General features: G+C 60.2%; 23 protein-coding genes. 19 read left to right on the top strand and 4 right to left on the bottom strand.

Annotation, left to right across the window (positions count from 1 at the left end):
* The first annotated feature begins 18 nt into the window (after positions 1–18).
* The 8 genes from NK8_RS37300 (at position 19) to NK8_RS37270 (ending at position 5,417) form a co-directional block, all read left to right on the top strand.
* Entirely contained in the window at positions 19–498 is a 480-nt protein-coding gene (locus NK8_RS37300; RefSeq protein WP_213233609.1) for a PRTRC system protein E, read from the top strand.
* 9 nt (positions 499–507) lie between these two features.
* Positions 508–744 carry a PRTRC system protein C gene (locus tag NK8_RS37295; protein WP_213233608.1) on the top strand — a complete coding sequence of 79 codons (237 nt, stop codon included), beginning with the start codon at positions 508–510 and terminating at the stop codon, positions 742–744.
* A gap of 99 nt (positions 745–843) precedes the next feature.
* Positions 844–1,983, top strand: coding sequence for a PRTRC system protein F (locus NK8_RS37290; protein WP_213233607.1), 1,140 nt, complete (start codon positions 844–846; stop codon positions 1,981–1,983).
* 13 nt (positions 1,984–1,996) lie between these two features.
* Positions 1,997–2,728: a PRTRC system protein B gene (locus NK8_RS37285; RefSeq protein ID WP_213233606.1), complete on the top strand. Its 732-nt coding sequence runs from the start codon at positions 1,997–1,999 to the stop codon at positions 2,726–2,728.
* A complete protein-coding gene (locus NK8_RS37280; protein ID WP_225936575.1) occupies positions 2,725–3,396 on the top strand; it encodes a PRTRC system protein A in 672 nt (223 codons plus the stop codon). Before NK8_RS37285 ends, NK8_RS37280 begins: the two co-directional genes overlap by 4 nt.
* The gene (locus NK8_RS43915; RefSeq protein WP_367657831.1) at positions 3,393–3,824 is read left to right on the top strand and encodes a ThiF family adenylyltransferase; all 432 of its coding nucleotides are present in this window, start codon (positions 3,393–3,395) and stop codon (positions 3,822–3,824) included. Before NK8_RS37280 ends, NK8_RS43915 begins: the two co-directional genes overlap by 4 nt.
* Positions 3,736–4,224 (top strand): PRTRC system ThiF family protein, encoded by a 489-nt coding sequence (locus tag NK8_RS43910; protein WP_367657830.1) that lies wholly within the window; start codon positions 3,736–3,738, stop codon positions 4,222–4,224. Before NK8_RS43915 ends, NK8_RS43910 begins: the two co-directional genes overlap by 89 nt.
* Before the next feature lie 98 nt (positions 4,225–4,322).
* Positions 4,323–5,417 carry a hypothetical protein gene (locus tag NK8_RS37270; RefSeq protein WP_213233605.1) on the top strand — a complete coding sequence of 365 codons (1,095 nt, stop codon included), beginning with the start codon at positions 4,323–4,325 and terminating at the stop codon, positions 5,415–5,417.
* Between the two features lie 57 nt (positions 5,418–5,474).
* Here NK8_RS37270 and NK8_RS37265 read toward each other — a convergent pair whose 3' ends face one another.
* On the bottom strand, positions 5,475–6,143 hold the full coding sequence (locus NK8_RS37265) for a hypothetical protein (RefSeq protein ID WP_225936574.1): 669 nt from the start codon (positions 6,141–6,143) through the stop codon (positions 5,475–5,477).
* 188 nt (positions 6,144–6,331) lie between these two features.
* Here NK8_RS37265 and NK8_RS37260 point away from each other — a divergent pair, with 188 nt between their 5' ends.
* The 7 genes from NK8_RS37260 to NK8_RS37230 all read left to right on the top strand — a co-directional run bounded on the left by NK8_RS37260 (position 6,332) and on the right by NK8_RS37230 (position 13,698).
* Entirely contained in the window at positions 6,332–6,778 is a 447-nt protein-coding gene (locus NK8_RS37260) for a carboxymuconolactone decarboxylase family protein (protein WP_213234042.1), read from the top strand.
* A gap of 466 nt (positions 6,779–7,244) precedes the next feature.
* Positions 7,245–7,583: a hypothetical protein gene (locus NK8_RS37255; RefSeq protein ID WP_213233604.1), complete on the top strand. Its 339-nt coding sequence runs from the start codon at positions 7,245–7,247 to the stop codon at positions 7,581–7,583.
* Complete coding sequence (locus NK8_RS37250) at positions 7,580–8,026, top strand: hypothetical protein (protein WP_213233603.1); 447 nt, start codon at positions 7,580–7,582, stop codon at positions 8,024–8,026. Before NK8_RS37255 ends, NK8_RS37250 begins: the two co-directional genes overlap by 4 nt.
* The gene (locus tag NK8_RS37245; protein WP_213228989.1) at positions 7,959–9,125 is read left to right on the top strand and encodes an IS30 family transposase; all 1,167 of its coding nucleotides are present in this window, start codon (positions 7,959–7,961) and stop codon (positions 9,123–9,125) included. Before NK8_RS37250 ends, NK8_RS37245 begins: the two co-directional genes overlap by 68 nt.
* 94 nt (positions 9,126–9,219) lie before the next feature.
* Positions 9,220–10,101: a site-specific integrase gene (locus NK8_RS37240; RefSeq protein ID WP_213233602.1), complete on the top strand. Its 882-nt coding sequence runs from the start codon at positions 9,220–9,222 to the stop codon at positions 10,099–10,101.
* Between the two features lie 67 nt (positions 10,102–10,168).
* The gene (locus tag NK8_RS37235) at positions 10,169–11,629 is read left to right on the top strand and encodes a site-specific integrase (RefSeq protein WP_213233601.1); all 1,461 of its coding nucleotides are present in this window, start codon (positions 10,169–10,171) and stop codon (positions 11,627–11,629) included.
* A 20-nt stretch (positions 11,630–11,649) separates the two neighbouring features.
* Positions 11,650–13,698: an integrase gene (locus NK8_RS37230; protein ID WP_213233600.1), complete on the top strand. Its 2,049-nt coding sequence runs from the start codon at positions 11,650–11,652 to the stop codon at positions 13,696–13,698.
* A 937-nt stretch (positions 13,699–14,635) separates the two neighbouring features.
* Here NK8_RS37230 and NK8_RS37225 read toward each other — a convergent pair.
* Positions 14,636–15,328, bottom strand: a complete 693-nt coding sequence (locus NK8_RS37225; RefSeq protein WP_213233599.1) for a type 1 glutamine amidotransferase domain-containing protein — start codon at positions 15,326–15,328, stop codon at positions 14,636–14,638.
* 155 nt (positions 15,329–15,483) lie between these two features.
* On the opposite strand from NK8_RS37225, the gene NK8_RS37220 reads away from it, so the two are divergent.
* On the top strand, positions 15,484–16,578 hold the full coding sequence (locus NK8_RS37220; protein ID WP_213233598.1) for an IS630 family transposase: 1,095 nt from the start codon (positions 15,484–15,486) through the stop codon (positions 16,576–16,578).
* Positions 16,575–16,817, top strand: coding sequence for a DUF6429 family protein (locus tag NK8_RS37215; RefSeq protein ID WP_028371617.1), 243 nt, complete (start codon positions 16,575–16,577; stop codon positions 16,815–16,817). The genes NK8_RS37220 and NK8_RS37215 overlap by 4 nt, the downstream gene beginning before the upstream one ends.
* A 107-nt stretch (positions 16,818–16,924) precedes the next feature.
* Here NK8_RS37215 and NK8_RS37210 read toward each other — a convergent pair whose 3' ends face one another.
* A complete protein-coding gene (locus tag NK8_RS37210; protein WP_213233597.1) occupies positions 16,925–17,374 on the bottom strand; it encodes a MerR family transcriptional regulator in 450 nt (149 codons plus the stop codon).
* A gap of 107 nt (positions 17,375–17,481) precedes the next feature.
* Here NK8_RS37210 and NK8_RS37205 point away from each other — a divergent pair, with 107 nt between their 5' ends.
* Complete coding sequence (locus tag NK8_RS37205) at positions 17,482–18,420, top strand: NAD-dependent epimerase/dehydratase family protein (protein ID WP_213233596.1); 939 nt, start codon at positions 17,482–17,484, stop codon at positions 18,418–18,420.
* 157 nt (positions 18,421–18,577) lie between these two features.
* Positions 18,578–19,414, top strand: coding sequence for an alpha/beta fold hydrolase (locus NK8_RS37200; RefSeq protein WP_213233595.1), 837 nt, complete (start codon positions 18,578–18,580; stop codon positions 19,412–19,414).
* A gap of 67 nt (positions 19,415–19,481) precedes the next feature.
* Here NK8_RS37200 and NK8_RS37195 read toward each other — a convergent pair whose 3' ends face one another.
* On the bottom strand, positions 19,482–20,561 hold the full coding sequence (locus tag NK8_RS37195; protein ID WP_213233594.1) for a trans-acting enoyl reductase family protein: 1,080 nt from the start codon (positions 20,559–20,561) through the stop codon (positions 19,482–19,484).
* Between the last annotated feature and the right edge of the window lie 69 nt (positions 20,562–20,630).

Raw genomic sequence — 20,630 nt, 5'->3', positions numbered from 1 at the left:
CTTTCTCAGGAGTTTTCCATGTTTGCAGCTATTGAACCGCTTCTGCGTCACTGTACGAAGCTCATGCTGTCCTTGCAGATGAAGGGCGACGAGATGGTTGTCTGTGTCATGCCGCAAGGCACGGCAAAAGACGCCGCCATGCTTCAGCCGCTCGCGCTCACCGCGATGGCGGCCGAACTCGACGCGGGCTTCGTCGACGCGCTCGCGGCCTATACGGGCGCGCACGCGTCGCTCGCCGAGCAGGTTGCTGCGACCACCGCCATCCTCGAAGCCGCCAAGACGACGCACGTCTCCAAAGCGACCAAGACGCTGGCTAAGGGCGGAAGCAAGCCTGCTTTGCCTGCGCCCGGCAGATCGAGCGCCGACGCGGACAACGATGAAGACGACGCAAGTGACGACGCTGAAGGGCAGAGCACCGCCCCGAGCGCATCGACCGCAGCGGAATCATCGGCGGAACCGGCTAACACCGGGACCAACCTCGCATCGCTTTTCGACTAAGGAGCAGACATGGCTATCCAAATTGCGAAGCTCACGCGCGAGTTCGTCTACAACGGCGTGACCTTCCCCGATCCGGGCCCGACCTTCTCGCCCGACGATGTCCGCGATCTCTACTCCGCGCAGTATCCGGAGCTGACGACCGCGGCGATTGACGGGCCGACGACGGAAGGCGATGTGATGCGCTTCGCGTTTGTGCGCGCGGCCGGTGCCAAGGGTGCAGTCATGGCCTGCCGCGTCGATGCGTAAGCGCGACCTCCTTAAAGCCTTGTCCGACCTGGACCTGGCGCTTTCCCATCAGCAACCGCCCGGAAGGGCGGTTTTTTTTCATGACAAGGAGATCGAGCAATGCTCTTCGATCCTCGCCCGTCTGGTGCAGAAGTCGCTGTCTCGGGAGAGCCTTGGCAACCGCGACGCGCTCCCTCTGCCCGACGTCGAACTCCCAATGATTTTCTAAGCCTCCCGGCCATCGGCTCGGACGTCAAAACGCGCGCAGTGATGCGTTGGAACGCCGAAAAGGATGTCGCCAGCCTCATCGCGGCCCAGTTCAACTCGGGCGTGCTGAGGCCGCGCGACGTACAGGAGTTCAAAGGCGCGGGTGACGCGCTTGCCCACGGTTTCTTTTCGTGGGCCAAGCGTCATACGCCGCGTCTGGACTGCCTTGGTTTTGACTTCGTGCTGTGCGACGTGCAGGCGGTGCAAGACGTTGTCCAGTATCAGGAGGACAGCAGCGAGTTCAATCCGACCTCGCCCGTCTATCTCGGCATCGAGATAACGGAGGAAAGCATCTTCGAGATCGGCAGAGGTGCCGCCGACCTTCGCAATGTTCATCCCCGGTTGGTGTCGACGGCAATGGTGCTGATCAATCGTGCAGCCGGACGCACGATGTGGATTCGGACGCCGGACGAATTCCTTGGGGAATTCGCTTCCTGGTTCTGGGACGGCGACTCGAACGCGACCGATGAGGAAGCGCGCGAGATGCTGACGGACCGGTTCGGCGACGACGAAACGGAGAGCGAGCACTACCTCCCTTCCGTTGTACGTCCGCAGCTTTGTCCCGACGACATGGACGTCTACCGCTGGAACGCAAAGAGCCGACGCTATCTGCCTCAACGGGCGCTTGGCGTCGCGGCCCTTAGGCGGCTTCAGCGCTTTACCTCCGGGCGCACGCGCCGCATCTGCGCGGAGCTTGAAAAGCTGTCGTTGATGCTGCAGCGGGTGGGCAATCGCGACCTCTTCGGTTGCGAGTATCGGCCCCGCTGCGCATATGCAGCCGCGACGCTCACCGTGCAAAACGACAGCCGCGTCGGCGATGTACTCGATTCGCACTACGAGTACCTCGCCAGCGCCGGCGACGGCACGACTTACCTCGGCTTCACGCCGATTGCCTCTACGCCTGACACCATTCGCAAGCAGTACGCGAACTGGTCGCAGGGCCTAACCATTCTTGGCCAACTGGACCGCGTCATCGCGGGTCTCGCGGCATAACGAGGAGTTTTGTATGAAAGGGCTTGATATTGGCTCCGACCGCGTCGACGAACTCGCGGCGATCAGCGCCATCTTGCTGTACGGCCGTCAGGACCGCAGCGCCGTCTACGGCACCGTTCATCCGGTGATGCAGGGCAAAAGCGGCCGGGCGACGATTGGTGCCGGAAGGCCGATCGACCGCATGGCGCTCATCGACTGCTTGCGCGAGCTGGCTCAAAACGCGGCGCCGAAGGCGGAATTTCTGCCTGAGACGGTGCTCGCGGTGTCGCAAGAAGCGGTGATGTGGTGGTGCAGACCGGCGATGCGAAGAGTCTTCTTCGATTGTCAGGAGATCGGACGGCGCAGTGCGGTCGTCCCGCATCCAGGGTTGGTGTTCCGTGCAGCTTCGAGCGGGTTTTCCGTGTTCGCGCTGAAGGAAGACAGCCGGCCAACGCCTGCATCGAAGCTGCACGAACCGCCTTACTTTAACACTTGGGACTGGGGGCGGATCTGCATCGGCTCGGCGCAAGTGCCCAAGCGTATCGATGTGGAATCGATCGCCGGATGGGAGAGCGGATTTTTCGAATCCGCCTTCACCCACCCCAATCACGGCAAGAAACGTGTTTCACATCCGAAAGGGGAATTCGCATTCTGGAAGGAAATGCTCGACGGCAAGTACGGCGAGCAGTTTCCGAAAAAGGCGCTCGTCTCCATGGACATTACTCTCGCTGAGCTGATCGCCAGCAAAACAGGAGGTCTCAAATGAATGCTGGTGATTCCAATGCAGTTCGCTTGAACGCCGGTGATGTTGCGCTTCAGCGCTCGTTTCCCACTGTCATGGTGCCCCGGCGCGAGCCGGTGGCGCCCATGCAGGCGGCAGGCGAGCGGTTGCTAATCGGCGAGAACGGTGTCTTCATCGAAATCGATCTTCCGTGGCTGTCGGTCGTTCGCCGCGTTGCGCACTATACGGTTCCGACTGCGATCCCCTATGGACGAGTGGTCGAATCGACGGTGCTGCGCTGTGGCACGGTGCCGCCGGAACTGATCGGCGAGTTCGTGGCAATGGCACGGCTCGCGCATCCGCTTGAAACGGGTGCATGGATCGTCTGGAACGTCGAGACCAAGCAGTTTCGTCTGGCCCCCGTGAGGGTGCTGTCGCAGGGCACCGGTTCGCTGAAGTATGAGCGACCGACGCTTCTCGCGGGCGAATTGCGCGTGCTCGACTGCCATTCGCATGGTGCTCATCCGGCCTTCTTTTCGTCGACCGACGACGAAGATGATCGGCATGAGACGAAGTTCGCGTTTGTCGTTGGGAACTGTGCATCATCGGTTCCCAGCATGGCGATGCGACTCTGTGCGAAGGGGATCTTCGAAGACGTCGAGCGTGTGCCGAGCAGTTGGTACGCGGCGGCTAAGTTGAAGGAGGCGGCATGACAGGCGCCATCCGCTATCTGCTTCCTTCACGCATGCTCGAGCGAAGCTGGAATGTGGTCGTAGTAGGCGCGGGCGGCACCGGAAGTGCGGTGCTCCCGAGCCTCGCGCGGCTGCATCACGCCATGCTGGAACTTGGCCATCCCGGCGGGATCGACTGCACGGTGTTCGACGACGACACGGTCAGCCCGACCAACGTCGGCCGTCAGGGCTTTTATCCGAACGACGTAGGCGAGTACAAAGCCTCGCTCATCGTCAATCGGCTAAACGCACTGATGGGCACGAACTGGCGGGCGGACCCGGCGATTCGGTCCGGGCGAGCCGCTCTACAACGTCGATCTCGTGATCGGCTGCGTCGATACGCGGGCCGCTCGGGCCGCGATTGTTGGCGCGGCGCAGCACACCCGGGCGTATTACCTCGACTGCGGTAACGACACGGATCGCGGCCAAGTCGTCATTGGTCAGGTCTGTGGCAAGAGCTACGCGCTGAAGCATCCTGAACGGCTGCCGCATGTGGGCGAGTTGTTTCCGGATTTGCTCGACGCCAAGCTCGATGCGAAAGACGAAACGCCGTCGTGTTCCATGGCCGAGGCGCTGCGCAAGCGGTCCCTGGTCATCAACCAGGCGATCGCCGTTCAAGCGTTCAACATGCTGTGGACCATGTTTCGTACCGGTGCAGTGCCTTTCTCTGGCGTGTTCGTGAACCTCGCAACGGGGCGCACGAATCCGATTCCGCTGGACCCGGCCGCGTGGGCGCGCTTCGGATATGAGATCCCGAAGCCGCCCGTAAAGAAGGCCAGCAGGAGCCGAAAGGTGAAGCTGGCTGCTTGAGAAAGCGCTGTTGTCACGGCCGACCCCAGCAACGGGGCCGGCTTTTTCTTTTCACACCTCAGCGGGTACGCAGCCCGCTGGGGCTGCTCCGCGCACCAATGGAGCAAATCATGGGTTCTTCTATTTTGACGGGCAAGCGCGCAGGTGCACTGCAGAAGGCCGACAGCGAATGGATATACGCGTTGTTCGAACGCGGCTATGAGTCGAACGTCTATCCGCACACCGACACCTGGTCGGCCGTGGCGCTGGGCAACTATGCGCAGGTCATGCGCCGCCTGTTCTCACACGCGAGCAATTGCGAAGGCGGAGTGCTCCGAAGCCGAAATGGGTCAATTAAGCCGGAGAACTACATTGCCAGTTGGAGAAATGAGCTCGCTAAGCCCGCGCTTCTTAGGGATCGGACGATCGATCTGTCGGTCGGCTCCTCGTGCTACTCGGCGGTGCCTGAATCACAGTTGGACAATGTCCGGCTGTCGTTGATCCGGGCTGGCTTCGAGTCTCGTATCGATGAGTTGGTCGGCGGCAGCTTGAGCGTTTCACTGTACGCGGACATCAACCTGCTGCTGGCGATTTACGGGAACAGCGGGCCACTCAGCGCGTGGCGCGTTCTGAAGGAGTATGACTGCGGAACGGCCCGACTAGATGTCCCGGTGCGATCTGCATCAAAGGCGGCGATGGATCGCATGCCGCAGGTCCGTTGCCACTCGATCGATCGCGAGAATCGCCTCATTGCCATCGGTTCCGCGCCGTGGCGGCACGCCGGCTGGGAGTACAACGCGATCGGCTCGTTCGTCACGGAAGTCGCTTATCCGATCGAGATGGAGACGCCCGGCTTCGCCAAGAAGGCGATGCCAGCGTTCCGAGAAGCTGTCAGGAACGCGTCGCCGGTTCCGCCGGCGACGCGCGTCACGGTGACGCGTGCGCCTGAGGGCACTGACGACTGGCGGATTAAACGTGCGGACGAGCTTGCGCAGCTGCTCGGACTCGTGTCCGATGGTGAACCGGCGCCGGCCACCTTCAGCTTTGCCTTCGGCGACTTGCTGGACCGCGAGGACACGGACGGATTGTTATACGGTTTGCGCGCTTTCAGCGAGTCACAAGTGCTGTGGGAGGTGGCGCCGGCACGCGAAGGCGCTGCGCCTGACCCTTCGTTCTTCGCGGCCGAGGCACAGCTATCTCTTTGTCTTGCCTAGTCTCTTGCAACAGACGCCACGCTCCGGTTTCCGGGGGGTGGCGTTTTTTTTCGCCCGTTAGAAAGCGAAGCTTGCTTGTGCGGGTATTTCTGCGGCGGGCGCGAACGAACGCTGCGCCAGCAGCTCGTCGTACCGGCGCATGACATCGGTGGCGCTCGTGTAGCCGATCTCGATACCCACTGCATGAGCGACGCGGCGGCGCACGCTTGCCAGTAGCTCTGCTTCGTCGCGCGTCGGGCGCACGGTCGGCCACCCTGACGAGAAAAGCAGGTGCGCAGGTATCTCTGCCTCGATGGCTTGGCGATCGATGGCCGCTGCCTTTGCGCGCGCGACGTCGGCCGTCAGTTCCGGCGCGAGCAGGTGAGGGGCGACATCGGCTAGCCATCGCTGACCTTGAAAGGCGAAGGTTGATTCCGCCTCGAGCCGTACCATCTCGCGGTACACGTCGTGGTTGTCGGCGCAGCTTGCCGCGGCGCGCAGGTCGTCCAACGAACTCATGATGCAGTAGGCACGCGAGACGCGCGAGGCACCGTAGACGGTGTACGCCTCGTGCAGCGCCAGCCCGGCCGCAGCGATCTCAGTAAAGAGGTCATTCTCATGCGATCGAAAAGAATCGAGGTCCCTGTCGACGCTCCGGCGTTGCCGGACGCAGGTTCGAAGGCTTCCTTCAGCAATCGCTAGCGTGACGCTCGTGAGACCTGCGGCTAATGGGTGCCGACGCAGCACGGTCGACCCCGATGCGAAGCGTGCGCAAAGTCTTTGGCCTAGTTATTTCGCCCGATCTTGGACCTTTTGCCCGGATTCTCGGAGTAGTAACGTCGCGTTATGTCATGGACCGCACAGTAACGCGACGTACCCGACCTGTGCCCGTGGCGCAAGAGACATCATTTATGGCCGAATGGCAAAGGATGCAGATGACCCGCTTGAAATGGAGCGAAATCGCCCCGGACGGCGCGAAGGCGCTTTTCGGTGTCCATCAGTATGTGACCAAGAGCACCAACCTGCCTGAGGAACTGATTCATCTCGTGTTCCTTCGGGTTTCTCAAATCAACGGATGCGCCCATTGCATCGACATGCACAGTCGCGATCTTAGGAAGACCATGTCCGTCGACAAGATCACGCTGATATCGGTTTGGGTCGAGGTTCCGCACCTGTTCTCCGAACAAGAACGCGCTGCCTTGGCTTGGGCCGAAGAAGTGACTCGCGTCAGCGAAACCCATGCTTCGGATGACGCCTACGCGGCGGCCTCGGCAGTGTTCGCGCCAAAGGATCTTGTCGATCTCACGATAACGATTGCCGCGATGAATGCTTTCAACCGTCTCGGCGCCCCCTTCCGACTTCCTGTTGCCGCAAAGGCCTGAGCTCGCGGGGGCTTCTAACGGCGACGGGTCCGACAGAAGCCTCGCTGTGTTCAAGTCGAGGGCGACGATGCGACGCTGCTGCCGGTACCAAAAATGGCTAATGGAAGAACCTTCAAGGTAACAAAATGGTGCTAGTTACTGAAGATGTGGTTAATACTGTAATCATGAAGATGGCATTGGCCGCCGCACGCCGGTCACGTTCACGACGTTTTGCGCCGGGAAACGCTTATTCAGTGCGCTATTTAGTAAGGATTCCTTCATTTCGGAGGTGTTAAGGCGACTTCAGAGCAAACGGTAAATAAATCTCAGTGTTCGCTTTCCTGAGGGGCACCGCAACGAATTGTCACTAAGTGACGGCGGCGGTTACCTCGCCGTCATATGGTTGACTTCTGGACGAGCGTTAATTGAGGTCCGTAAATTGGCTTTCCATTTCAATGCAGTAGTGCAGTTGAGGAGTGCCTTTGCTATGAGTTACGGACCGTGGAGTCAGGATCAAGTCGACGAGGCGCGATTGGCGCCGTTCTCGCTGGTGCTGGACCACATCGGCGCCTTTCACAAACTTGATCCCGGCTATGCGCCGCTTGATCCGAGCCGGCGCAGTCAGCGCGTACAAGTAGGCTATCAGGGGAGAGACTTCCATTTCGTCATTACTGGGCCGAAGTTCGTCAACCAGTTGCTGCCGGAGGGCGCGAAGAATCGTGGCGGCGGAGGCACGATCGACTTCGTGTCGCACGTGACCGGCTGCACCTTTGTGCAGGCCGTCAAGATTTGCCTAGATGCTCTTGCCACCTCCCGAACAAAATGACTTTTGCCAAGTTGTTTTCGGTACGGACGCTTGTATTCGAGAATGGGGAGCGGATGCCATTGCTGATGAGCACGCACGGCGGGATGCCAGTTTTTGATGCCTGCGTCTACGCGACGAGCAGGGTTCGTCCGAAAAGCGGGTCGGCGGCGACAATCGAGCAGGCACTTCGTGGCGTGCAACTGTTGCTGACCTTTACCAGTCAGCGTCACATTGACCTCCATCAGCGGTTTTCGAGTGCGCAGTTCCTAGACGTCCACGAGCTGGACGAACTGGTGCGTGCCGCGTACGGACCTCGTTCATCGAAAGGAGGGGCGGATTCAACCGGTCGATGCAACACCTCTGATCTAATGATCGTGATACAGGTGGGGAGCATCGATGACTCGACAGAGAAAGCCTTGGTTGGGCAAAGCGCAGCGGCGGCGGCTCTGGGAGCTTTGGCGTAATGGGGAAAGCGTCAGTGCGATTGCGCGGGCGTTACAGCGGGATGTCGGCTCAACGCACCGGCATATCGCCAAACATGGCGGGATCGCGCCGGCGCCGCGCCAGCGCGCAGCGCGTGCTTTGAGCTTATGCGAGCGCGAAGAGATCTCGCGAGCGTTGAGCCAGAATGAGTCGTATGGGTCGATTGCAGCGCAGTTGGGGCGAAGCAAATCGACCATCAGCCGTGAAGTGAGCCGCAATGGAGGGCGCGAGAAGTATCGCGCGCATGCGGCCGATGAGTTGGCTTGGAGGCGCGCGTTGCGTCCGAAACAATGCGCGCTGGCGGGCAATGCGCGCTTGTGTAGGCAGGTCGCGCGAGGGCTGCGCCTACAATGGTCGCCTGCGCAGATCTCGGGCTGGCTCAAGAGGCGATACCCGCAACGCAAGGAGATGCACATTTCGCACGAAACGATCTATCGGACGCTGTTTATCCAGACGCGTGGAGCGCTGAAGAAGGAATTGATCAGTGAGCTTCGCACCAGGCGCGCAGTGCGTCGTCCGAAATGCGCCTCGAAGCGGGGTCAGAATCGCGGCACGATCATCGATGCGGTGCCGATCAGCGAACGCCCGGCCGAGGCCGAGGATCGCGCTGTGCCAGGGCATTGGGAAGGCGATTTGGTTGCAGGTTCAATCGACACGCACGTTGCTACGCTAGTGGAGCGGCATTCACGCTATTTGGTGCTGGTGAAGGTGCCGGGCAAAGACACGCAGAGCGTCACGCAGGCGCTGATCAAGCAGGTGCGCAAGCTTCCTGCGCAATTGAAGCGCTCGTTGACATGGGATCGGGGCACGGAGATGGCAGCTCACGCGCAGTTCACGATGGCGACAGATATGCAGGTGTACTTCTGCGAACCGCGAAAGCCGTGGCAAAGAGGGAGTAACGAGAATACCAATGGATTGCTGCGGCAGTACTTTCCAAAAGGCCAGCCGTTGGATCATTACTCACAGGCTGAGTTGAACGCAATTGCCAAGCGGCTCAATGAAAGGCCGCGGCAGACCTTGGGTTTTATGACGCCAGCGGAGAAATTGGCCGAGACGTTGGGCGTTGCGTTGACCGGTTGAATCCGCCGGTACCAAGATTGATCGAGTTTTTCCGGAGATCATTTCGCTTGAGCAGGCGCGCCGACGGGCGCCGAAGGTAACTACGGAACCCGATGTGTCGACCAGCACTGCGGCTATCCGGTTGTACTACTCTCGAATGTATTTGGAATGGCTGGGGCAGCGAGCGGCCGCGACTGTCTGCAAGACCCTGGATGAAAAATCCACCTATATGGCCGTGCTCCGGGAATTTCTGGCCGTACTGGCCAATCGGACGCCGAAAGCACGGTTAGGTTCGGATCGGCTCAGCCTCACGGGACCCGAGCGCGAAACTCTCTTGCGTGTTATTGATCCTGCTACGCCGGACAATCCGTGGACGGGTGAGTTCGTTAGGGACCGGAACCGCCTGCTGGTGACGTGGGGAATGGGCACGGGCCTGCGCCGAGGCGAATTGCTCAATCTGCGGATCAAGCTGACCGATTTTAACCGCTGCATGGCCGATATCGTTCGGCAGCACGACAGCAAAAAGGACCCTCGCAAATATCAACCCAATCCGAAAACGAGGGAACGCCGCATAGGCATCAGCAAGGAGTTGGCGCACCTGACCCACGAGCATGTCGTGAAATATCGCTCGAAGATTCGTGACGCTCGGAAGCACGATTTCCTGTTCGTAGCCAACACCGGCGCACCGCTCTCCATGGCGGCCGTGTCCAAGATCTACCGCACGCTGCGCAACAAACATCCGGGCGTCGGCGGGAACCTGTCCTCGCATGTGTTGAGGCATACGTGGAACGAAGACTTTTCCGAGGTAGCAGACCATGCAGGCTTGTCCGAAGAGGATGAACGCCGCGGTCGCATCCATGCCATGGGTTGGTCGGCAACATCAGCTTCGGCGGAGCACTACCTCAAGCGGCGTACGCGGCGAGTGGCCACCGAGGTGTCCATAAGAATCCAACAAGCGGTGATTGACGCCGGCGGGGACGACGATCATGTTGGCTAACCTTGGGCATTCTCTGGCCGCGTCCTCGGACGGCCGTGCCGCGAGCCTCAAGACTATAGATGGGTACATGTTCGATCCGACACCCGACCGATGGGTTGTTGCAACGGCCGCCGGTCCCGCCTCGTTCAATTTCCGCAACCTTCCGGGCGCCAGCGGCAAGCTCCGAGACGGAATCAAGGGTGCCTGCGCCACGCTACTGCAATGCATCTCGCCTTCTCGCGTGACGCAGGCGCTATCGGCATATCGCGTGTTTATTCGGTTTCTAGCCGACGGCCCGGACGGGAACGAGATCGATGAGATCGACGTCGGCGATCTCTTACGGTTCGGTGAATCTCTTAACAAGCGGCAGCGCTACCAGCTCCGCCGCCTAAAAGAGCAGTTGATCCTGTGGGCTGGCACCGGCGCATACGGCCTGACTGGCGATCTACAGCGGTTGCTGCCGAAGCTTGCGACGGAGACGCACGAGGTCGGGGCAGCTGTTCGGACGATGGATCCCGATGCCGGCCCACTGACCGACCTCGAATACGACGGCGTTGTCGCAGCGATGCGCAAGGGGTTTGCGACCGGCGAATTTCAGCTTGCCGACTACACTCTGATGGTCCTCGCCCTGACGCTGGGCGCACGCCCGCTCCAGCTCGCATCAATCAAAGTCAAGGATTTGACCGAAAGCAAACGACAAGACGGCACATCCGTCTTCATTCTTCAAGTCACTCGCCTCAAACAGGGGCAAGGCGTCCGTCCGCGCACGCTATTTCGCCCGCGGAAGCTTGCGTCCGGCATCGGTGAACTCGTGAGAAGCCAATGCAACGCTGCGAAGGCGTGGGCTATCGAGAACGGTATAGCGCCGGAGGAGTCCCCGCTCTTTCCGTCTCTTGATACGAAACGGCGATCCGCGCAACTCTCACAGATTGCGCTGGCGGGACATTATTCTGGCAAAGACCTTGGCGCCAAGCTGTCTCGGCTGCTCAACAAGCTGCATGTAACCTCTCACCGCACCGGTCGCCCGCTTGATCTATTCCAGACACGGCTACGCCGTACCTTCGGCACGCGTGCTGCGGCCGAGGGGCTGAGTGCGCCTGTTATCGCCGACCTGATGGACCATAGTTGGGTTGATTCCAGCCTCGTCTATATTGAAACAAGGCCAGCGATGATGGAGCGCATAGACAAGGCCATGGCCCTAAAGATCGCACCGATCGCGCAGGCGTTTGCAGGCACCCTTGTCCCGCGGGATGATGTCGCGACCAGCAAAGTCATCCACTTTGCCTCGCAAAATGCGCTGGAACGGGTGGGCGGATGCGGGAAATTCGCGTATTGCGGACTTGCCGCCCCACTGGCTTGCTACACGTGCAGCTACTTCAACCCGTGGGTTGACGCTCCGCATGAAGTTCTTCTTGACCAACTTCTTGTTGAGCGGGAAGAGCTAAAGCAGATGACCGACCTGCGCCACGCTTCGGTCAACGACCGGACCATTCTTGCCGTAGCGGATGTTGTCGCCCGTTGCCGCGCAGCTACCGAGGGGCAAAATTGACGGCGCACGCTTTCGAACCAATGTCCAAGGCATCCGCCGAGCAAAATCTAGCCGCTTACATTGCGCACGCGCGCAATGACGTGGTGGCATTTGGAGTCGATCTCGACTTCGGCCTCGACTGCTGGGATGTCACGGCACATTGCCGGTCCTCCGGCGAACGCAGGGCCAACCACGGAACGATCCGCCTGTACTTTTCCAGGAAGCTAAAGGATGGCGGACAACCGTTATCGGATCGAGTGCGAGATTTCGCCAAGGCATACGTGCGCAGCGAGGTCGCCTGCCTCTCATCCATTGCACAGCAAAGGGCTATCGAAGCGTTTCGGGCGCTCGATCTGGCGCTTGACGCCCTCGGCCTTCCGTCCATCTGCGATTGCGATGCGACGACGTTCGACAGTGCGGTCGCCCTGCTATTGCCGCATGTCGGCGCTGCGACGATGGACGCGACCGGCCCACGGCTTGGGCAAATTGCCAGGTTCATGGATGAGCGCGGCCTCTGTCGCTATCCTCTGGGAAGCCGGAGGTATCAAAAGCAACGCGCCTGCACGTTTGGTCGGGTGGGCGAAGAGTTTGAGGCGCGGAAACTCGCCAAGATGCCATCCCAGGATGCGCTGGATGCCCTCGCTGCAGCGTTTCGACTCGCGATCGAGCCAAGAGATGTACTGCCCACGTCTGTGGCTGCAATCCTGTGCTCGGCTCCCGAGCGAATCAATGAGGTGATGGCGCTACCAGAGAACTGCGAGGTCGAGCAGATCGGTACAGATGGCAAACGATACCTCGGCCTCAGATGGCCCGGATCAAAGGGGTACGGCGACCACGTCAAGCTGATTCTGCCCGGTATGGCTGACGTGGTTCGCGAGGCGCTGCGCAAGATTCGTGAGGTCACAGCGCCGGCACGCTCAATGGCCCTTTGGTACGAGCAGCATCCGACCCAACTATTCCTTCCTCCTGACTTGGAGCATTTGCGAGCGCAGGAGTTTCTGGACTCTTCGGAGATTGCGTCGTTGCAAGGATCGCTCTCTGAAGCAAGAGGGCATCAGTCCCACCTGAGCAGGCGACTCAAGGCGGCAGGGATTGAAATATCGACCAGACCGCGTCACAAGAAGAAACCTGAGTCGGTTGTCCGCTTTGCCGATTTCGAACGGCACGTCGTTTCAATGCTTCCCGGAGGGTTTCCCGTTGCGGACGCAAAGACCGGGCTGAAATTTTCGGATGCCCTGCTGGTCATGCCCTTGGGGCTATTCCGGGCGGCAGGTAGCAAGTTAATGTTCGAATCCCTGCGCTACCACCACGTCTCGAACGCCCTGGGGCAGAACGCGATCGCCGGTAGCTCGACGGTGTTCCAGCGTCTCGGCCTCGATCCAGATCGACGGCTGTTCATCAAGACTCACCAGTTCCGGCACTGGCTCAACACGCTCGCCCAAGGCGCGAGCCTATCTCAAGTGGACGTCGCGAAGTGGAGCGGCCGCGCCAGCATTCATCAGAACGCTGCCTACGATCACGAATCGAGCGACGAGATCGTGCAACGAATTCGCGACGCGATCGGTGACCACGGTAAGGCTATCGGCTCTCTCGCCGAGATCCCCCATAATCTTCCCGTCTCTCACGCCGAATTCGTAGCGATGGCAGTGCCGACCGCGCATGTAACGCTCTACGGGTTCTGCATCCACGATTTCACATCGTCGCCGTGCGAGATGTTTCGCAAGTGTCTCGACTGCCGTCAGCATGTCTGCATCAAGGGACTTCCCGGAAGGGCGGAGAGAGTGCGCCAGGCGTTGGGCGAAGCCCGACATCAGCAAGATTTGGCGCTTGCGGCCGTTGCTGATGGGATCTATGGCGCTGATGAGTGGGTGGACACGCATGGGGCAACGGTTGAACGCCTTGAGCAGCTATTGGCCATACTCCTCGATCCGAATATCTCAGACGGCGCCGTCATCCAATTTCGCGAATCAGGGGTTTACTCGCTGTCGGAGGCTGCCATACGTGACCGAGGGGCGCTTCCCGACCAATCCGTCGTTTCGCTACTTGAGCCACGTTCGACCGCTGCGTCGATTTCGCCATCAAGGAACTGATGTTATGAGCCGCGCCCGCCGATCTCCAAATCTGACTCCTCAACGGATTGAGTCCGTGATTGAGGTAATCCGCGGCTGGGAGGGGCGCCTGACGTGGCCGGCTCTCATTAAAGCCGTGGAAAAGAAAATGCACTGCACTTACACACGGCAGGCGCTCTTCAACCAAGAGCTGATCCGGGTGGCGTACGAGACTTACCGGGCGAACAACACCGCAACCATCGGCGGTGGGCGTCCAGTATCAGCGGCCCTACGGGCTGCGCTCGACCGGGTGACGCGCCTTGAGCTGGAACTGGCTGAGGTAAAGACGCGGGAGCATCTGCTGCTTGACCAATTCGTGCGGTGGGCATACAACGCCAGCACCCGTGGGCTATCAGGCGCTTTTCTTGATCAGCCGCTTCCCCCTACCAATCGGCTGGGCAATCGGGCCGACAAGCCCTCGGGAGGTAGAGGATGGCCGCTTCGGTAGGCGATGACGACGAATCATGCTGTAGACAGGTGCCGGGCTTTGCTCGCCGGACGCATATCGACCCACTCCGGTCGGACGGCCGTCTCCAAAGCGGTTAGTCAGCCAAATTCAGGTTTCGCGAAATGGAGTGCCGATAAGCGGCCGTTGGCGACCTCACCCGATCGGCCAGTTTGAGACGTTCGACACAGCAGCATAGGTCGTCCACAATCCGACACATGACCGCACGGTATTTGAAGTCGCTTCATGCCTTGAACGAGAAAGGTCGAATACCAGACCGTGCCGCAATATCGGCAGCTTCCGAATAGACAGGTCGCGTATGTATGACGCTGGCCGAAAGTTGCCGACTTTCGCGAAGCAGCAGTGAGTCTCGGATGGGACTGTAACCTCTCGACTGACGAAATGTGGAGTGACGAAAGCGTTCCCGTTGAGAAAGCCGTCGCGTATCTCCACAGGGGAATGACTGGCAGTAGCTCATGAAGATTTCAATATTGCTGCCACCTGCTCAGCCGTCGCCTTCGCCGACATGGGGTTCTGCCCTGTTACCAGCCTGCCATCGACAACGACATTCGAAACGAAAGGCAGCCATGCCTTTTCGTAGCGCGCGCCGCGCTGTTTCATCTCCTCCTCGGCGTTGTAGGGCATCTTCGCGGCTACTCCTGCCAACACTTCTTCCCGCCACGAAAACCCTGTGATACGCCGCCCGCCTACCAGCAGTGAGCCCTCATCCAACCGCGTGTTCAGCAGCCCGCAATAGCCGTGGCAGACCGATGAAACGATGCCGCCGCGCTCATGAATGGTGCGGGTGATGCGCTGTAACTCATCAGAGCCCGGGAAGTCCCACATGACAGCGTGCCCGCCGGTGAAGTAAATCGCGTCGAATTCCACCGGATTGATCTCGGCTGGTCGCGCGGTGCACGACAGCAGCGCCATCCGCGCAGGATCGGCCAGCCAGTCCTTCACGGACGCATCGGCGAGCGGCCACTTAAGCGAGCGAGGCTCGAGCGGTGAACGGCCACCCAGCGGACTCACGATGCGCTGATCGTACCCATGGGCGGCAAAGACCTGCCACGCGTGGGTTAGCTCCGATAGCCACAGGCCGGTTGGTTGCGTCGGGTCGTCATAGTGAGCGACGTTGCTGACGACGTGAAGTATTCGCCTGGTCATGCGCCGCCTCCTCGAACCGTCTGCGGCGCGAACCAAGCCTGAGTGAAATGGCTGTTCATCTCGTACCTTTCTAGTGTCCTGAGTTAAAAATTCATTGAATGATGCCGACCACGTACTAAAGTGTTCTGTGTGGCACTTGATGCGAGGAGGCAGGGATGAGCGGACGGCCCAAAGGGGAACTGGTGCTGAGCGAATCGGAGCGCAAAGAACTGCAAGCACTGACATTGCGACGCAAGACCGCACAGGCCCTCGCATTGCGGGCCCGCATCGTGTTGGCCTGTGCCGATGGACTGGACAACAGAAGTGTCGCGGCGAAACAGCGGGTCACTCAGCAAACGGTGTCGAAGTGGCGGGCGCGGTTCGTCATGAATCGTCTGGACGGACTGCTCGATGCGCCTCGGCCCGGCGCGCCGAGAACGATTGATGATGCGCGCGTCGATGCGGTTATTGCAAAGACGCTTGAGTGCGTGCCTGTCGGCGCAACTCACTGGAGCACGCGCACGATGGCTCGTGAGATGAAACTGTCGCAAACGGCGGTCACGCGGATCTGGCGTGCTTTTGGTTTGCAGCCGCATCGGCAGGAAACGTTCAAACTCTCCAGTGATCCGATGTTCGTCGACAAGGTGCGAGATATCGTCGGGCTTTACTTGGATCCGCCGCTTAAGGCCATGGTGTTGTGCGTGGACGAAAAGAGCCAGATTCAGGCGCTCGATCGCACGCAACCCATGTTGCCGTTGGCACCCGGCATCGCTGAACGACGCACGCACGATTACATGCGTCACGGCACGACCACGCTGTTCGCGGCGCTGGACATCGCGACTGGCGAGGTGATCGGCGAGGTACATCGGCGCCATCGCAGCAGCGAATTCGTGCGTTTTCTGCGCACCATCGAAGCCAGCGTGCCGTCGCACCTGGATGTGCATCTGGTGATGGACAACTATGGCACGCACAAAACGCCCTCGATCAAAGCCTGGTTCGCCCGTCATCCCCGCTTCCATGTTCATTTCACGCCCACCTCGGCGTCGTGGCTTAATCAGGTCGAACGATGGTTCGCCTCGCTCACTGAAAAATACCTTCGACGCGCTACGCATCGCTCGACACGTCAACTCGAAGACGCGATCCGTCAATACCTGGAGATCTATAACGCCAATCCACAGCCGTTCTCTTGGAGCAAGTCGGCTGATGAAATTCTGGCCAGTCTCGAACGGTTCTGTATGCGGGTCACGAAGGCCGCGGGCGAAGCATCATGAACATCAACACCGACGCAATTGATGAAGTCGCCTTGGCACTTCTCTACCTGACCCTGCATGACCGATACCGTGCATGGAAGGGTTTCGACTGGGATGTACTGAACCGGCTCTACGAACGAGGTTTCATCGAAGACCCGGTCAACAAGACGAAGTCCGTGATCTTTACCGAAGAAGGATTGCGCGAGTCCGAGCGGCTCTTTAATCAACATTTCGTCATTCCAGAAAGACCGGGAAATTGATTCAACGAACTTCTAACTCACGACACTAGTAAGGAATCAGTTGATGAACTCTAACGTTGAATATAACTTCAATGTCAAGCGATTAAGCAACTGGGTACGATGCCTTTCTAATGACGGCGACGGGCCCTCGTGCTGGTCGGAGGCATTTCGGCCTCCGCCAACCGCATTTCCGACAGAACACGCCGCGCGTTGGCGGCACAATCCATGTCCTGCGGCTTGGCCTCGATCTGCCACATCAGTTCAACCAGTTGAGCCTTGCTTTGCGCAAGCTGTGCCTGCAAGGCCTCGATGTCCTTCACCTTGCGGCTCAGCGTGTCGAGCAGGGTGCCATGTTCCCAGTTGGCGAGGTCGCGAGGCAGTAACGTGCGCAGTTCGTCCAGGCTGAAGCCCGCGCTCTGCCCGGTCGCGATCAGCTTGAGTACCAATACCGCATCGTCGGGGTAGCTGCGATAGCCGTTGTTCTGGCGCTCGACCGACTTGAGCAGGCCAATGCGCTCGTAAAAGCGGATGCGCGAGGTGGTCAGGCCGGTGCGCTCTGCAAGTTCTCCAATTTTCATGATCGAGGTGCTTCGAGTGTTCACAGGGTTTGACATTAAACATTACTTCAAAGTTAACCTTGGGTCCATCGCACTAAGAGGTGCAATTTTTCATGGAGGCGGACTGCATGCAAACGATATTAGGGGCGAACGGCCAAATAGCCGTGGAACTGGCGCGGGAGCTGCAGCGCAAATACACCAATGACGTGCGGCTGGTCAGCCGCAACCCACGCAAGGTCAGCGACAGCGACACCCTGGTGTCCGCCAACCTGCTCGATGCGAAGCAGACCCTGGATGCGGTTAAGGGAAGCAGCATCGTCTACTTTACGGCCGGCCTGCCGCCAGACACGGCGCTATGGGAAGCGCAGTTCCCCACGATGCTGAAGAACGCCCTGGATGCGTGCCGCGTAGCGGGCGCTAGCTTCGCCTATTTCGATAACACCTACATGTATCCGCAGGATGCGCGGCTATTGACCGAGCGAGCGCCTTTCGCCCCAGTGGGCCGCAAGGGCAAGGTGCGCGCGGCGATGGCCTCGATGGTGCTCGAAGAAATGTTACGCGGCGAGATCCCCGTACTCATTGGCCGGGCGCCTGAGTTCTATGGCCCGGGTAAGACGCAGAGCATCACGAACGCGCTGGTCATTGAAAAACTTCAGGCCGGCAAGAAAGCGCGTGTGCCTGTGCGCGACGATACGCGGCGCACGCTTATCTGGACGCCCGACGCGAGCCGCGCGCTGGCGACCTTGGGCAATGCTCCCGATGCCTTTGGCCAGACCTGGCATCTGCCGTGCAGCGACGACCGGCCGACGTACAAGGAGTTCGTCGCGATGGGTAGCCAGGCTTTTGGGCGCAAGCCTGGCTATTCGGTAATCAGCAAGTGGACATTGACCGCTGCCGGGCTGTTCTCGAAGCAGGTGCGCGAGCTCAGGGAATTGCTGCCCCGCTACGAGCAGGACAACCTTTTTGATTCCACGAAGTTCAAGCGCCGCTTTCCCCGGTTCGATGTGACGACCTATCGGGAGGGACTTGAACTGATCCGTAAGGATTGGCCGGGTAAGGTGCCGTGAGCATCACTTATCGCTTGACCTTGAACTACACTTCAAGGCTATGGTTTTGATGATGTCCTGATCAGGCGGATTCGCCTCGCACGACTCTTTTCGCGCCGTGCAGACCGCCGCCCGATCCTCACTTCAATCTGCAGCCACTAAGCAAGGAGTCGAAGCCATGACCTATGTTACGACCCAGGATGGGGTTCAGATCTTCTACAAGGACTGGGGCCCGAAGGATGCGCAGCCGCTGGTGTTTCATCATGGCTGGCCTCTAAGCGCGGATGACTGGGACGTGCAGATGCTGTTCTTCCTCTCCCAAGGTTTCAGAGTCGTGGCGCACGATCGCCGTGGCCACGGCCGGTCGTCCCAGGTCAGCGAGGGGCACGACATGGACCACTACGCGGCGGATGCCTCGGCGGTTGTGGAGCACCTGGACCTTAAGAATGCCGTTCACATCGGCCACTCAACCGGGGGTGGCCAGGTCGCGCGTTACGTCGCGAAGTATGGCCAGCCTCAGGGACGTGTGGCGAAGGCGGTGTTGGTCAGCTCGGTACCGCCACTGATGGTCAGGACGGATAGCAACCCCGGCGGCACACCGGTTGAGGTATTCGATGAATTCCGCGCGGCGCTTGCCGCCAACCGTTCGCAGTTCTATCTCGATGTTCCGACGGGGCCATTCTATGGCTTCAACAGGGCCGGTGCGAAGGTTTCGCAGGGCATCATCCAGAATTGGTGGCGTCAGGGCATGATGGGCAGTGCAAAGGCCCACTACGAAGGCATCAAGGCTTTCTCGGAGACCGACCAGACCGAGGATCTGAAAGCGATCTCGGTGCCAACGCTGGTTATGCAGGGCGACGACGATCAGGTTGTACCCTACAAGAACGCTGCGCTTCTTCAGGACAAGCTGCTCGCCCACAACACACTCAAGATCTATCCCGGCTACCCGCACGGCATGCATACGACCAATGCGGACGTGATCAACGCCGACCTGCTTGCGTTCATCCGCGCATAGCCTCCCGGTGGACATCCGGAAAGGTGGTTACCGGCGCCTGGTTGATGGGCCGATTTGACCGTTGAGACTAGACCACCTGCAGCAGCCCCGACCCCGGAAGGCGCTTGACCAGATCCGCGCCCACCAGTCTGGCTGGTGTGTAGGCGCCGCCCGCGGGGCGGGCCGCCATCAGGTGTTCGACCACGGCCAGCGAGCCGGTGATGGTCAGGCTATAGCCGTTGGCAGTGCGGATGCGTGCTGTCTTTTTCTCTCCACGTGCATTGGTGACTTCCCCCCAGACGAAGGTGGGCATCTTTGCACGCTTTTCCTCGCTGGGGCCCTTCACAGTCTTGGCAATGCGCGCCTTGATCAGCTTTTGCACCCAAAGTAGCCCCAGCAATGGGCGGATATAGTTGGCGCGCCTGGCGTTGGCGATCATGCGGGGCGAGCCGGGGATGAACACCTCGATGTTCGGAATGCCGGTGGTGTGCCAGGCGGTCGATACGTCGCCCCAGGGGATGGTCATCGCCTCTTTCTCTCCATCGCCGAAGTCGATGCGGCGCACCTCGTAGGCCAGCGGCACGGTCACGATCTTCCCGTCGCGGCGCACCTTGCCGCCTTGGGCCAGTCCCTCGACCGAGGTCTTGGCGGTCCCGGGCGAAAAGCCCGAACGTGAGTCAAAGCCCAGCGCGAGATGCGTGGCATCTGGCAGCGCCGCTTTGAGTGCTGCGGCCACGCAGTCGGTTGGGATAACGTCGAAGCCCACGCCAGGGCACAGCACCACACCGGCGTCCCGTGCGCGGGCATCGACCGACTGCGCGCGCTCGAATACGGCGATCTCGCCGGTGATGTCCAGATAATGAGCGCCTGCGCGCAGGCAGGCTTCCATGATCGGGGCTGCGGTGGCCGAGAACGGGCCGGCGCAGTTCAGCACTAGCGCATGGCCCTGGATTTGCCCAGTCAGCGCCGCCTCGTCATCGAGGCCGAACGGACGTGCCTCCAGCCCAAGCGTGCGCGCCAGTTCCTCGACGCTTTCGCGCCTGCGCCCTGCCAGTACGGGCTTGAGCCCCCGCCGTGCCGCTTCGCGGGCGATTAGCTCGCCGGTGTAGCCGTTCGCGCCATAGATCATCCAGCGCACGCGCTCGGGACTACCGCTTTGCTTGCTCATTGCATCGCTCCTGTTCAGAAGATGGACCGCGGTCTGACGGGGGAACCGTCATGGCCTGCCCGAGGCTGG

This window comes from Caballeronia sp. NK8, from assembly GCF_018408855.1.
Lineage (GTDB): Bacteria > Pseudomonadota > Gammaproteobacteria > Burkholderiales > Burkholderiaceae > Caballeronia.
Note: the sequence above shows the minus strand (reverse complement) of the source record. Positions and strands in the feature narration are given on the sequence as shown.

Coding starts and splice junctions, on each gene's coding strand:
- NK8_RS37205 (WP_213233596.1), top strand. CDS start 17,482: ATGCAAACGATATTAGGGGCGAACGGCCAAATAGCCGTGGAACTGGCG.
- NK8_RS37295 (WP_213233608.1), top strand. CDS start 508: ATGGCTATCCAAATTGCGAAGCTCACGCGCGAGTTCGTCTACAACGGC.
- NK8_RS37210 (WP_213233597.1), bottom strand. CDS start 17,374: ATGAAAATTGGAGAACTTGCAGAGCGCACCGGCCTGACCACCTCGCGC.
- NK8_RS37285 (WP_213233606.1), top strand. CDS start 1,997: ATGAAAGGGCTTGATATTGGCTCCGACCGCGTCGACGAACTCGCGGCG.
- NK8_RS37225 (WP_213233599.1), bottom strand. CDS start 15,328: ATGACCAGGCGAATACTTCACGTCGTCAGCAACGTCGCTCACTATGAC.
- NK8_RS37220 (WP_213233598.1), top strand. CDS start 15,484: ATGAGCGGACGGCCCAAAGGGGAACTGGTGCTGAGCGAATCGGAGCGC.
- NK8_RS37215 (WP_028371617.1), top strand. CDS start 16,575: ATGAACATCAACACCGACGCAATTGATGAAGTCGCCTTGGCACTTCTC.
- NK8_RS37290 (WP_213233607.1), top strand. CDS start 844: ATGCTCTTCGATCCTCGCCCGTCTGGTGCAGAAGTCGCTGTCTCGGGA.
- NK8_RS37270 (WP_213233605.1), top strand. CDS start 4,323: ATGGAGCAAATCATGGGTTCTTCTATTTTGACGGGCAAGCGCGCAGGT.
- NK8_RS37280 (WP_225936575.1), top strand. CDS start 2,725: ATGAATGCTGGTGATTCCAATGCAGTTCGCTTGAACGCCGGTGATGTT.
- NK8_RS37300 (WP_213233609.1), top strand. CDS start 19: ATGTTTGCAGCTATTGAACCGCTTCTGCGTCACTGTACGAAGCTCATG.
- NK8_RS37245 (WP_213228989.1), top strand. CDS start 7,959: ATGACTCGACAGAGAAAGCCTTGGTTGGGCAAAGCGCAGCGGCGGCGG.
- NK8_RS37235 (WP_213233601.1), top strand. CDS start 10,169: ATGTTCGATCCGACACCCGACCGATGGGTTGTTGCAACGGCCGCCGGT.
- NK8_RS37250 (WP_213233603.1), top strand. CDS start 7,580: ATGACTTTTGCCAAGTTGTTTTCGGTACGGACGCTTGTATTCGAGAAT.
- NK8_RS43915 (WP_367657831.1), top strand. CDS start 3,393: ATGACAGGCGCCATCCGCTATCTGCTTCCTTCACGCATGCTCGAGCGA.
- NK8_RS37200 (WP_213233595.1), top strand. CDS start 18,578: ATGACCTATGTTACGACCCAGGATGGGGTTCAGATCTTCTACAAGGAC.
- NK8_RS37230 (WP_213233600.1), top strand. CDS start 11,650: ATGTCCAAGGCATCCGCCGAGCAAAATCTAGCCGCTTACATTGCGCAC.
- NK8_RS37255 (WP_213233604.1), top strand. CDS start 7,245: ATGAGTTACGGACCGTGGAGTCAGGATCAAGTCGACGAGGCGCGATTG.
- NK8_RS37195 (WP_213233594.1), bottom strand. CDS start 20,561: ATGAGCAAGCAAAGCGGTAGTCCCGAGCGCGTGCGCTGGATGATCTAT.
- NK8_RS37260 (WP_213234042.1), top strand. CDS start 6,332: ATGACCCGCTTGAAATGGAGCGAAATCGCCCCGGACGGCGCGAAGGCG.